11 protein-coding genes are annotated in these 12398 nt (G+C 47.8%); 6 read left to right on the top strand and 5 right to left on the bottom strand.

Translation table 11 applies throughout. The features are described from left to right. Window positions 1-125: 125 nt before the first annotated feature. On the top strand, window positions 126-707 hold the full coding sequence (locus FSB84_RS07905; protein ID WP_130542076.1) for an adenylate kinase: 582 nt from the start codon (window positions 126-128) through the stop codon (window positions 705-707). 79 nt (window positions 708-786) lie between these two features. On the opposite strand, the gene FSB84_RS07900 is transcribed toward FSB84_RS07905, so the two are convergent. Together FSB84_RS07900 and FSB84_RS07895 are read right to left on the bottom strand one after the other, a co-directional pair. Continuing rightward, window positions 787-1800: a DUF4421 domain-containing protein gene (locus tag FSB84_RS07900; RefSeq protein ID WP_158643813.1), complete on the bottom strand. Its 1014-nt coding sequence runs from the start codon at window positions 1798-1800 to the stop codon at window positions 787-789. A gap of 110 nt (window positions 1801-1910) precedes the next feature. Continuing rightward, window positions 1911-2375 carry a hypothetical protein gene (locus FSB84_RS07895; protein ID WP_207234277.1) on the bottom strand — a complete coding sequence of 155 codons (465 nt, stop codon included), beginning with the start codon at window positions 2373-2375 and terminating at the stop codon, window positions 1911-1913. An 87-nt stretch (window positions 2376-2462) separates the two neighbouring features. Here FSB84_RS07895 and FSB84_RS07890 point away from each other — a divergent pair, with 87 nt between their 5' ends. Next, window positions 2463-6269 (top strand): S8 family serine peptidase, encoded by a 3807-nt coding sequence (locus FSB84_RS07890; RefSeq protein WP_130542078.1) that lies wholly within the window; start codon window positions 2463-2465, stop codon window positions 6267-6269. A 112-nt stretch (window positions 6270-6381) separates the two neighbouring features. Then, complete coding sequence (locus FSB84_RS07885) at window positions 6382-6708, top strand: YegP family protein (protein WP_130542079.1); 327 nt, start codon at window positions 6382-6384, stop codon at window positions 6706-6708. Between the two features lie 61 nt (window positions 6709-6769). Here FSB84_RS07885 and FSB84_RS07880 read toward each other — a convergent pair whose 3' ends face one another. After that, window positions 6770-7216: a transposase gene (locus tag FSB84_RS07880; RefSeq protein ID WP_207234278.1), complete on the bottom strand. Its 447-nt coding sequence runs from the start codon at window positions 7214-7216 to the stop codon at window positions 6770-6772. Window positions 7217-7252: 36 nt separating this feature from the next. Beyond that, complete coding sequence (locus tag FSB84_RS07875) at window positions 7253-8242, bottom strand: S1C family serine protease (RefSeq protein ID WP_130542080.1); 990 nt, start codon at window positions 8240-8242, stop codon at window positions 7253-7255. A 105-nt stretch (window positions 8243-8347) separates the two neighbouring features. Between FSB84_RS07875 and FSB84_RS07870 the strand changes: the two genes are divergently transcribed. Then, entirely contained in the window at window positions 8348-8815 is a 468-nt protein-coding gene (locus FSB84_RS07870) for a hypothetical protein (RefSeq protein WP_130542081.1), read from the top strand. A gap of 71 nt (window positions 8816-8886) precedes the next feature. On the opposite strand, the gene FSB84_RS07865 is transcribed toward FSB84_RS07870, so the two are convergent. Then, window positions 8887-9351, bottom strand: a complete 465-nt coding sequence (locus tag FSB84_RS07865; protein ID WP_130542082.1) for a viral A-type inclusion protein — start codon at window positions 9349-9351, stop codon at window positions 8887-8889. 133 nt (window positions 9352-9484) lie between these two features. Between FSB84_RS07865 and paaZ the strand changes: the two genes are divergently transcribed. After that, entirely contained in the window at window positions 9485-11533 is a 2049-nt protein-coding gene (paaZ, locus tag FSB84_RS07860; protein WP_130542083.1) for a phenylacetic acid degradation bifunctional protein PaaZ, read from the top strand. A gap of 18 nt (window positions 11534-11551) precedes the next feature. Then, entirely contained in the window at window positions 11552-12331 is a 780-nt protein-coding gene (locus FSB84_RS07855; protein WP_130542084.1) for an enoyl-CoA hydratase/isomerase family protein, read from the top strand. Window positions 12332-12398: the final 67 nt, after the last annotated feature.

Raw genomic sequence — 12398 nt, 5'->3', positions numbered from 1 at the left:
CGCATTGAAAATTAACAGATGTTAGCGGATTGTCTAATGCTTTTTTAATTAGAAACCCCCGGATGTTAAAGGATTTCTAACGATCATGGTTTATATTTGTCCCTTCACCAAGTGTAGCAAGTACCATGTTCAATTTGATTCTATTCGGACCTCCCGGTAGCGGAAAAGGCACTCAGTCAGAAAGGCTGATAGACCAATATGGATTGATCCATCTTTCAACAGGCAACCTGCTTCGCGAAGAGATCGCCAATCAAACCCGGCTGGGTTTGGAAGCGAAGAGCTTTATGGATAAGGGCCAGCTGGTCCCTGATGAGGTAGTGATCGGTATGATCCGCTCCGCATTGAAGTCCAACCCCGATGCAAAAGGGTTCCTGTTCGATGGTTTCCCCCGTACAGTGGCGCAGGCAGCAGCGTTGGATAATCTGCTGGCTGAGCTGAATGAAGAGATCTCCATCGTTCTGGCACTGGAAGTGGGCCAGGAGGAACTGGTGCAACGTCTGCTCAACCGTGGTAAGACCTCCGGCAGAAGCGACGACACCAATGAAGATGTGATCCGCGCCCGCATTGTGGAATATGAAAACAAAACTTCTCCTGTTGCCGGCCATTACGCCCAATTCGGAAAAGTAAAACGTGTGAAAGGAGAAGGAAGTATCGACGATATTTTCAACTCACTCACCAGAGAGATCGAAGCAAAACAATCTGCATAAGTTTTATTCTGTTGTCACCCGTCACATCTGACGGGTGATTTCTTTTACAGCTTCCATCTTCCCTAACAGTTTCCAGCCATCAGCTATCCGACCTGAAAATTTTGATCTTATTCTTCAGCCTTGGACCAGGCATGAACCGGTAAGCGGCATTCAGTCTTACATTACCGGTATTGATCCTGTATTTCCCGGACTCACCCCTGGTCTGGAAGGAATTGTTCACCCAGGTAACACTGATATTCATTCTTTCATTATTGTATCCCAGGCCAGCCCTGTACATGAGGTCAGGGCTAATGGTGGTCTTTTTCTCTGCATTTCCGTATCGTATATCTTTCTGGAAATTGATGGGGAAGCTGCCGGTAATACCGCCCATTGCATACCAATTTTCCTTCCATACGAACGTATAGGCATAACCGATTCCCGGGCCGATATCGAAATAGCGGAATTTGGTTACGCCCCGCTGGTCGTACATAGCTTCGAGGGCTGATGGCACCAGGGCGCTGTCGCCTTTGGTGGCGCCATAATATACTTCTCCTCCAACCAGGAGACTGCCGGCGGATTTCTTCTGCCATTCGGTTTGCAGCATGGCGGCGCGCATACTCAGCTTATCCCAATCCAGGATGTAATATGCTGCCACTCCCATATGCCTGACCTTGATATCCGGCCGGGTATACCAGTTTTTTGCAGGTGCGGCTGTTCCTTCGGGATAGAGATAGAATCCTTTATAGAATTGCCCGAAGAGATCGATGCTCATCTTACGGGTATATACATGCGATTGCAGATCGAGGTAACGCGTTTTGCCTTTGGAATCATCGCCCTTGTTGAGGAAATCGAATCCGTAGGCCAGGTTGAGGGTGAACCAACCATAAGTGGCGCCCACACCGAAATTGAGGGTAGTATTGGGCCGGTAACGCAGATCATCCTCCCGGCGTTTTGAAAGCAGAATAAGATTGGTGTATTTCTGAGAGAAAAACACGCGACCTGTTACATGGTCTGTAAAAGATTCATAATAATCGGAGTCATACTTTGCCGTTCGTTGCGCTGTGGCGGCAATACAGCTGGCCAGCAGCGCCATGAGTGTCCATCCTTTTTTCATTAATAGCTTATGCCGCATTGCGTTGTATCCGCTTTACGTGTTTACAATTGTATCCTTTACAACTGCCATGCAAATTGCATACCCTTTGCAGGATGGATGACGGATGCGTATCAGTAAACGGCATCGTAATCAGCCCGGACCTCTACATCGGTATATTTTCCTTTGACAACGGTTACAGGAGCGATATTGTTTTTTTCATCGAAGAGGTTTGCGTAGAAGCGGTCGTCCTTTTTTATAAAAAGGGAATATTGGCCGGGCGGTAGTTTCACTTTGAATTCGCCCTTCGTATCTGAATTTACCTGTTTGATCAGTTTTGTATTGATGGCCGTGTAGAAAGGTGCATGGGCTTCTGCACGGGTCACCTGGTTAATATTGGTCAGCTCGTAAATATACAGGGTGGTCTGCAAGGGCTTTTTAGGCGGAAGCATTTGTCCGGGTGAAGGCATCTGGTTCCCTTTTACCAGGTAGATCAGGCCTTTTATCCCCCCTTTTTTGCAGAAGATGCTGGTATAAGAACTTAAGACCGTTAGCATTAAAAATGCCAGCAGTGATAACCCAAGTTTTTTTCCCATCATAGCCATGTATTATTATTAAATTTAGGCAGAGCATCGGCTCATCGCCAACCAAATTATCGTTTTTTCAGTACATATTAAAAACTTTACATGCCCCGGAACAAATTTACTCTATTAGTGATAGTGTTATTGACCAGCGGCCAGGCATTTTCTCAAACAAGAACGCAAACAGACCTGCTGCAAAAAGCCGGAGAACAGCAGGCCGCAAAGGAACGAAGCGGCTACGACAGGCTCCAGAAACTGGCCGCACAAAAGAACTGGCCCGTCAGCGTTAGTCGTAAGAACGGAGGTATTGCTTTGCTTACAGGAACTGACCGCTATGGTAATCCGGTTTATCTCACTACAGAAAGCAACCAGGTAGCGGCCGCCACTATCGGCACCAACAAACTATGGGAAGGAGGTTCGCTCGGTCTTACCCTCAGCGGCAACTCCAATGCAGTGAAGAATAAAATGGGCCTTTGGGATGGCGGCAAGGTACTTGCCACTCACGTAGAGCTCGCCGGAAGGATCACCAATATCGACAATACTGCCAATAGTGACCATGCCACTCACGTGGCCGGCACCATGATGGCTAAAGGTGAGAACCCGGCAGCCAAAGGCATGGCCTACAAGATGCAATCCATGAATGCGTACGACTTCAATAACCATATTTCAGAAATGCTCAATGCCGCCACCACCCTGCTGGTGTCTAACCACTCCTATGGAGAAAGAGCAGGATGGGAATATAATGAAACGCAGAGCAGGTGGGAGTTCTGGGGACCATTTAATCAGAACGAAGATCCGCGCTTCGGCATGTATACAGACGAAACACAGATGTGGGACTCCATCGCTTACAATGCTCCTTACTACCTGATCGTAAAATCTTCTGGGAATAAGAGGGACGAAAATGGTCCGGCTATTGGAGCAGAAGCCTGGCGCTACAATTCAAGCAATGACATGACCAAGATCACAGGTGGACGCCCTTCCGGGATCAGCAGCAACAACGGCTACGATATCATTTCCTCTTACGGCACTGCGAAGAATATCCTCACTGTAGGCGCAGTAAATCCTATTCCAACTGGTTACTCATCCGCAAGCAATGTAGTGATGAGCAGCTTCAGCAGCTGGGGCCCTACTGATGATGGCCGGATCAAACCGGATGTTGTGGCTGATGGTGTTGGCCTCACTTCATCCATTGCTGCTGCCAACAACGCTTATGCAACCTATAGCGGCACTTCCATGGCCACTCCCAATGTAACCGGCTCCCTGTTGCTGTTGCAGGAATATTACGTTCAGCTGCATCCCGGCACATTCATGCGCGCCGCCACACTGAAAGGTCTCACCATCCATACAGCAGATGAAGCTGGTCCCAATCCGGGCCCTGATTATATGTTTGGATGGGGGCTTGTGAACGTTGCCAAAGCCGCTCTCGTAATAAAGGATGATAACAGCATCCCAAAGAAACAAGTGATAAGGGAAGAAACACTCAATAACGGAGATACCTATACGTTTCCGGTGATCGCCTCCGGCAGCGGACCGCTGGTGGTGACTATCAGCTGGACAGACCCCAAGGGCAGCATCCAGGGCGCCAATGCGCTGAACGATGCAACTCCCAAACTGGTGCACGACCTGGACCTGCGCGTAACACAAGCCACCAACACCTTCAGCCCATGGATACTCAATCCCACCAACAGGCCGGCTGCTGCAACTACCGGAGATAATAAACTGGACAATGTTGAGAAGATCGAGATCGCCAATCCGGTTCCAGGCCAGACCTATACCATCAAGGTAACGCACAAGGGCACACTGGAAAGAGGCTCACAGGCGTTCTCACTCATCGTCAGCGGAGTGGGCGGCACTGCTGCCTGCGCTACTTCCGCTCCCTCAGATGCCAACGGAGCGCGCATCAACGCCATCAAAATTAGTAACCTGAACTTCACAGCCAGCAACACCAGTGCCTGTACACAGTATGTAAACAATACTTCTTCCATTGCATCGGTGGAAACAGGTACAACCTATCCTACCACCCTCACTGTAGGCACCTGCGGCGGAGAGAACCTCCCTGCAATCGCTTTCAAAGTATTTGCCGATGTGAACAGCAACGGCACTTTCGATGCATCAGAATTATTATATACAGGCAATGCCGTTACTCCCGGTACACCTACGCATACATTCAACTTCAGTCTTCCCCTGCCTTCCGGTATTACAACCGGCCAATCAATTCTCACCAGGATTGTATTGTCTGAAACAAGCAATGCTGCCGGTATCACAGCCTGCACAGGCTATACAAAAGGTGAAACGCACGACTTCATTCTGAAAGTGATTACACCTTCCAAAGAGGTAGGTGTATCTGAGATCATTTCTCCTTTCGATGATGACTGCGCAACAGGTCCGCAGCATGTGTCTATCCGCATCCGCAATACAGGCACGCAGGACCAAAGCAATGTTCCTTTCACACTGAAGATCACCAAAGGCGGGGTTGCTGTACTCAACACCACCGGCAGCTTCCCGGGAGTAGTAAAACCAGAAAGCGATGTGGTGTACACCGTTCAAACACCATTCACTCCCGAAGCCGGAGCCACTTATGAAATAGAAGCCGCTACCACCCTGGCCAATGATCAGGATGCAAGTAATAATAAAACGGTTGCCACCATCAATATGGCGCAGGCCAGTACCAATCCAACTGGAGCACAGGCAGAGATCTGTAATAGCAATATTGTGAATTTCAAAACAACCAATAGCGCCAATGATCTCTACTTCTGGTATGATGCATCCAATGCCACTACGCCAATTGCTGCAGGTTCCAAAACCACCAGTAATGTGATCACGGCAGGCAAGAAGTATTTTGTTGAAAAGAACAGTGCCAATATCAAAGTTGGACCGGCCACCAATGGTACACTCAATACAACAGGAGCTTACAGGCCAAACAATCTTTACTGGATGACCTTCACCAACACTGCGCCTGTTATGATCGAATCCGTGAAACTTTATATCAGCAAAGTGAATACCTCCAGGAAAGTATCGGTATTGATTGGCAAGAACCTGAAGTATGAAAACGACCAGCTCTCGGTTACTCCTGAAGCGATCACTGAGATCGATGTGTACTCCACGCATCCAACGCCAGGTTCCACCACTTATTCAGCAAGCGACAATGGAGCCGTATTTCAGGTGAACCTTCCCGTTACCACTACAGGAACGCATGGAATTATGATCTATCAGGAAGAGGATAATGCCAATGCGGCCACATTCTTCGGCAATACCAATCTTACCACCAACCCTTATCCCACTGGTGTTAACGGAGTATTCACCTTAACAGGTAATATCAACTCACAACTTCCTTCTAATGATGCGGCGAAATTCTATTATGTTTTCTACGATATGAAGCTGCGCTTCATCAATTGCGCCAGCGCCGGAAGAACCGAGGTGACCGCTACCGAAGCAGCAGCGCCAACAATCAGCGTATCAAACAACAAATTGGTCAGCAGCGCTGCAACCGGTAATCAGTGGTACAATGGCAATGCCATCATCGTTGGCGCCACAGATAAAGACTATACGCCCAACACCAGTGGCAAATACAAAGTGATTGTTACAAACAGTTTCGGGTGCGCATTAACATCCAATGAGATCGATTTTGTGGTTACTTCCATTCCCAATATTGATCCTTCCGCCATCGGTCTGAGAGTTTTGCCCAATCCCAGCAGCGGAAGATTTGTAACCGACTTCACCGTAACCAGGAAAGCCGATCTCAATATCACTATCCTGAATACACTCGGACAAAAAGTATTCGAGAACAATTACCCCGGATTTGTGGGCAGGTTCAATAAGACCATCGAGGCCTCACATCTCACAACCGGCGTATATATGCTGAGGATCCAACACGACAACAAGAGCTACCTCACCAAGCTGCTGATCAGGTAAGCATCCCCGGTATACGACATTAAATTTTCAAAAAATCCCGGCCATCAGGCTGGGATTTTTGTTTTTATGTATCAGTAAACCTTTATATTTATTATAACCAAATCATTCATCTATGGGTAAGTTCATCACTAAGACCGGAAACGATGGCCAGTTCTATTTCAACCTCAAAGCAGACAACGGCCAGGTGATACTTTCAAGTGAAGGATACACCACGGCTGCTGCACGCGCCAACGGTATCGAATCCGTAAAAAAGAATGCCGGTAATGAAGGCAACTACGACAGGCTGGAATCCAGCAACGGAAAATTCTATTTCAATCTGAAAGCCGCCAATAGCCAGGTGATCGGCAAGAGCCAGATGTATGAGTCTGCGCAAGGCAGGGATAACGGTATCGAATCCGTGAAATCCAATGGGCCCTCCGCATCCACAGAAGAAGAATAATCAACATTATAAAAGGCAGCAGGGATGCCAGTCATGGTCGGAAGAAAATTCCGACCATTTTTTATGTTTTGAAAAACAGTCCTGGATCACCTCCGCATTGTACAACGATCATGGCAATAGCAAGGTCTCTTACTTCCGTAGCGAAGCGTCTTTTGGCCTTTTTATATCCTATATTGTTTGCTTTTTTATAGATCAGTATCATCATAGCGGCAATTAGCGTCATATACAAGATCACTTGTATGCCGTTCTTGTTCAATGAGACCAGATCGCTTACATTAAGCTCCTGCTTTAAAAAACGGAAGAATACTTCAATATCCCAACGTCTTCTATATGCCTGTGCAATTTCTTTGGCTGAGCAGTTAAAATCATTGGTCAGGAACCAGTACTGTTTGCCTTCTTCCGATTTACTTTCTGCAATGATCAGCCGAAAAGGGTAATTCATCAGTTCTTCCCTGTAATGCTTATTCTCTCGTTTATTATTAACCGCGATACCTGTATATAGTTGCACTCTTCCATCACTGATTAGCAGGGATGCTGCCTTTATTTATTTCAACTCTCCGGGTATCACTTCCACTGTTATCTTTCTCCCGCTTCTGAGTATATCCAGTTTCACCCGTTGACCGATAAATGCTTCCGTCAGTTGTTTGTGCAGGTCATCCACGGAACCAACATGCGTTTCACCGATAGCTACAATAATGTCGCCATTCTGCAGTTGACGGTTGTAGGCAGGACTGTCTGCTTCCAGCTCAAAAACATACACTCCGGTCCGCTTTTGCAGTTTATTGGCTGCCATCATCCGCTCAGTAAGGTTTACCTGCTGCCCTGCAATACCGAGGTAAGCGCGCTTGACTCTGCCGGTCATGATCAACCGACCGGCAGCATACGCTGCAAGGTTTGAGCTAACAGCAAAGCAGATCCCATGCGCAGTGGGGATCATAGCGGTATTCACGCCGATCACCTGCCCGGAAGAATTGACCAGTGGTCCGCCGGAGTTGCCTGGATTAAGACTGGCATCTGTCTGGATCACATCATCTATCAGCCTTCCATTGCTGGCGCGCAGTGTTCTGCCCAGGGCGCTTACCACACCGGCCGTTACAGTATGCTGCAGGCCCAACGGGTTACCGATGGCAACGGCAATTTGTCCGGGTTGCAATTGTGCAGAATCCGCAAACGACAATGCTTTCAGATTGCTCTCATAGATCTTCAACACAGCAATATCTGTTGATGGATCTGTTCCTTTCAGTTCTGCCACCACTTTCCTGCCATCGGAGAGGGAAACCCTGATGTTTTTCGCCTGTTCGATCACATGATTATTGGTAACGATAAAACCATCTGAAGAAATGATAAAGCCCGAGCCGCTGCCCGGCGCATCGCGCTGCTGGCGGGTCCTGGGGTCTGTGGCCGATTTGATCACTTCAATATGCACTACCGATTCTGCGGTTTCGTGCACCACGCGGGTAATAGTGCCGGAATAAGCATCCAGCAAACCCTGGTCAGCATGCTGAACCAATTGTAGAGGATAGTCGTTTTCCATATTACCAGTTCTGTTCAAATGCTGAACCAATCCGTTTATCTGACAGCCTGACACCAATTTTTCTGTAAATTGTGCTATTATGCCCATTTATAAATAACCTATAGTATGAACCAGCAGCAAGTGAATTTTCTGAAGAATGAAGCAGTTTTCCACCTGAAGCACCTGGCGCCCGATGCCAAAGGATCCTGGGGCAAGATGAATGGACAGCAAATGGTGGAGCACATGGCTGAAATGCTGAAAGTTGCCAACGGCCGCATACATCATGCCGCCCTTCCCGATAAAGAAAGAATGTCAAAAGCATATGCATGGTTGATGACAGACAAACCTTTCCGCGAGAATACCATCAATCCATTGCTTCCGGAAGAACCCAACCCAACGGAATACAATACCATGCAACAGGCCATCGAAGCTGTACAAAAAGAACTCGACCATTTCTTCGAAGTGTTTGAATCCACACCCGGCCTGAGAATAGAGAACCCTATCTTCGGCAACCTCAACTTCGAAGAACAGGTTCAATTGTTGTACAAGCATTTTCAACACCATCTGAAACAATTCGGGCTGATCAATGCCTGATCATGATATCCCAAAAGCACAAAAGCCTGCACTCATCATGAATGCAGGCTTTTATATTTTATTAGCTTTTTCTATTTTTTCAACAGGGAGTCTGCCTTGCTGAGGCTGTTGAGGATATTATCACGAACGATGGTCACTTTCTGCAGCTCACTCTTCAGATAACTGATGCTTGCTGTTGGCCCGGAAGCAGAATCCAGGTTAAAACCTTCCATCCACTCATTCATTCCCTTCTCCGCATTGATCAACTGCTGCTGAAGGGTCATTACTTCCTGGAGATAAGCTTTATCCTGCTTTGCAGCAGGTAATTTCTGAGTACTGTCAATTTTCGATTGCACTACACCGTTATACTTTTTCAAAGCTCCCATCTTCGCCATTCCCACATCATGGCCATCCATCACCTGGTGATAAAGCGAATCTGTTTCTGTTTTAGGCGCTGTTGAATATCCGTCTTTTCTTTCAGCAGCATTGTCCTGTGCATTGTTACAGGCCAGAACCATCATACTGATCACTGCCAGCGAAGCAATTGTTTTTATCATACTTTGTGTTTTTTACACAGCGGAGATCTACCAGTTTCCGCCGTTCCGGGCAAAAATACATGTCTGTTAATAATAATGATAATTCCGGCCGGATTTATTGCTTTGCAGTATTTTCGTGATATTAACTTGCTATATGATAAAACTCGAAAACTACGTGACCGGCAAATGGATTTCCGGCGATGGAGAAGGGCAGACATTATACAATGCGGTTACCGGCGCAGCGCTGGGAACCACTTCCACAAAAGGACTTGACTTTGCCTCAGTACTGGAATATGGAAGAACGAAAGGCAATCCCGCTTTGCGGAAAATGACCTTTCATGAAAGAGGACTGATGCTCAAAGCACTCGCACTGATGCTCCGCGAACATTTACCAGAACTATACAGCCTGAGCTATCAGACAGGCGCCACCAAAGCAGATAGCTGGGTGGATATCGAAGGCGGCATCGGCAACCTATTCTCCTACGCATCCCTGCGCAGGAAGTTCCCCAATGAAACTTTCGCTGTTGACGGAGAGCCGATTTCGCTCAGTAAAACCGGCAGTTTCATGGGCCATCACATTTTAGTTCCCAAAGAAGGTGTAGCCATTCATATCAATGCATTCAACTTCCCTGTATGGGGTATGCTGGAAAAAATAGCGGTGAACCTCCTGGCAGGTATGCCGGCTATTGTGAAGCCTGCAACGGTAACCTCCTATCTTACAGAAGCCGTGGTGAAAAAGATCATCGCCTCAGGCATTCTGCCCGATGGCGCTCTCCAGCTACTGGTGGGCTCGGCCGGTGACCTGCTTGACCATGTTAGTGAACAGGATGTGATCACATTCACAGGCTCTGCCTCCACCGGCAAAATGCTGAAAGCACATCCACGTGTACTTGCAGAGAATGTTCCTTTCACCATGGAAGCAGATTCCCTGAACTGTATCGTGCTGGGAGATGACGTTACACCGGACATGCCCGAGTGGGACATCTTTGTGAAAGAAGTGAGAAAAGAGATGACCACCAAAGCCGGACAAAAATGTACAGCCATCCGCCGCATTTTTGTTCCTGAAAATAAGATGGAAGATGTGTGGAAATCGATCGGTAAGGCGCTCAGCCAAACCACCATCGGTAATCCGGAAAATGAAAAAGTGCGCATGGGCTCTCTCGCCGGACAAAGCCAGCGCGAAGAAGTGATGGCGCAGGTGCAGAAACTGCTGGCCTCTTCTTCCATTGTTTATGGTTCGCTGGACAGTGTTGAAGTGATCGACGCCGATGCAAAGAAAGGCGCTTTCATGAGCCCCCTGTTATTGCTCAACCAAAAACCTTTCGAATCAAAAGAAGTACATGAAGTGGAAGCTTTCGGTCCTGTAAGCACCATTATGCCTTACAAATCCCTGGAAGAAGCTACCATACTTGCCAAGAAAGGAAAAGGATCGCTGGTATGTTCTGTGGTGACTGCCGATAACAAAATTGCAAAAGACTTTGTACTGGGTGCAGCATCGCATCACGGACGCATCCTGGTGCTGAACCGCGAAGATGCCAAAGAAAGTACAGGTCACGGCTCTCCTTTGCCAATGCTGGTGCATGGCGGGCCTGGTCGCGCGGGTGGAGGTGAAGAGATGGGCGGCATAAGAGGCGTGAAGCATTATATGCAACGCACTGCCATCCAGGGATCACCTTCCGCCATAACTGCCATCACCAACGTTTACCAGCAAGGTGGCGCTACTCACGAAGATGAAAAACATCCATTCAGAAAATACTTTGAAGAACTGCAGATCGGCGATACCCTTCACACGCATAAGCGTACTGTTACTGAAGCGGACATCGTGAACTTCGCCAACGTGAGCTGGGACCATTTCTACGCACATACCGATCATACTTCACTTGAAGGCACCATTTTTGAAAAGCCTGTAGCACACGGTTACTTCATCCTCAGTGCAGCTGCTGGTTTATTTGTAGATGCGAAGAAAGGACCCGTGATGTTGAATTACGGACTGGAAGAATGCCGGTTCCTCAAACCCGTGTACGCAGGTACTACCATCGCCGTACAACTCACCTGTAAAGAAAAAACGGAGCAGGAAAAGAAAAGTGAAGAGGATATTGCAAAAGGGATCGTGAAATGGCTGGTGGAAGTTACGGACCAACTGGGAGAACCTGTTGCCATCGCCACCATCTTGACCATGGTAAGAAAGAAAGATCAGGGCTAATTCATAAAATATTTATCTATGATCAAAGAAGTTCAGCAGGGCCATGTAAAGGCCGAAACGCATAATGGAGTTACCACAATCGAGTTCTTTCATCCCCAGAGCAATTCATTGCCCGGCAAACTGCTGGAAGAACTGGCGCATGTGATCCATGGTGCAGGCAATGAAAGCGATACCAGGGTGATTGTGTTGCGCTCCGCAGGTGATAAAGCATTTTGTGCAGGCGCATCTTTCGATGAACTGGTTGCCATTCAGAATAAAGAGCAGGGACTAGATTTCTTCAGCGGCTTTGCGCATGTGATCAATGCCATGAGGAAATGCCCGCAGTTCATTATCGCGCGCATCCATGGCAAATGCGTGGGCGGCGGTGTAGGTATTGCCGCTGCGGCTGATTATGCCATCGCGGTGGAAGGCGCCGATGTGAAATTAAGTGAGCTGGCAGTTGGCATCGGTCCGTTTGTAGTGGGACCAGCAGTAGAAAGAAAGATCGGCACTGCCGGGTTCGGACATCTGGCCATCGACGCCACCATGTGGCGTAATTCAGACTGGGCCAGAAGAAAAGGATTGTTTGCAGAACTGCACAGCAGCGTAACCGATATGGATGAATCCATTGCACGCCTGGCGCATACTTTGTCGCACTCCAGTCCACAAGCCATGCATGAGTTGAAAAAAGTTTTGTGGAAAGGGACGGAACACTGGGACCAGTTACTGATCGAGAGAGCAAAGATCAGTGGAGAGCTGGTATTGAGCAGCTTTACAAGAAATGCAATTCAGGAATTCAAGGCGAAAGTGAAAAAATAGCAATTGACCGGGGGCAGTCGCTCTATAAGATAAAGAGCAACTGCTCCCGAATATTTTTCGATTGGGT

It is taken from the genome of Pseudobacter ginsenosidimutans, from assembly GCF_007970185.1.
Classification (GTDB): Bacteria; Bacteroidota; Bacteroidia; order Chitinophagales; family Chitinophagaceae; genus Pseudobacter; species Pseudobacter ginsenosidimutans.
The sequence above is the reverse complement of the archived record's forward strand: the minus strand, read 5'-3'. Positions and strand labels throughout refer to the sequence as shown.

Excerpts from the sequence above, each read along its gene's own strand:
- FSB84_RS07905 (WP_130542076.1), top strand. The coding sequence starts at position 126 with ATGTTCAATTTGATTCTATTCGGACCTCCCGGTAGCGGAAAAGGCACT.
- FSB84_RS07900 (WP_158643813.1), bottom strand. The coding sequence starts at position 1,800 with ATGAAAAAAGGATGGACACTCATGGCGCTGCTGGCCAGCTGTATTGCC.
- FSB84_RS07895 (WP_207234277.1), bottom strand. The coding sequence starts at position 2,375 with ATGATGGGAAAAAAACTTGGGTTATCACTGCTGGCATTTTTAATGCTA.
- FSB84_RS07890 (WP_130542078.1), top strand. The coding sequence starts at position 2,463 with ATGCCCCGGAACAAATTTACTCTATTAGTGATAGTGTTATTGACCAGC.
- FSB84_RS07885 (WP_130542079.1), top strand. The coding sequence starts at position 6,382 with ATGGGTAAGTTCATCACTAAGACCGGAAACGATGGCCAGTTCTATTTC.
- FSB84_RS07875 (WP_130542080.1), bottom strand. The coding sequence starts at position 8,242 with ATGGAAAACGACTATCCTCTACAATTGGTTCAGCATGCTGACCAGGGT.
- FSB84_RS07870 (WP_130542081.1), top strand. The coding sequence starts at position 8,348 with ATGAACCAGCAGCAAGTGAATTTTCTGAAGAATGAAGCAGTTTTCCAC.
- FSB84_RS07865 (WP_130542082.1), bottom strand. The coding sequence starts at position 9,351 with ATGATAAAAACAATTGCTTCGCTGGCAGTGATCAGTATGATGGTTCTG.
- paaZ (WP_130542083.1), top strand. The coding sequence starts at position 9,485 with ATGATAAAACTCGAAAACTACGTGACCGGCAAATGGATTTCCGGCGAT.
- FSB84_RS07855 (WP_130542084.1), top strand. The coding sequence starts at position 11,552 with ATGATCAAAGAAGTTCAGCAGGGCCATGTAAAGGCCGAAACGCATAAT.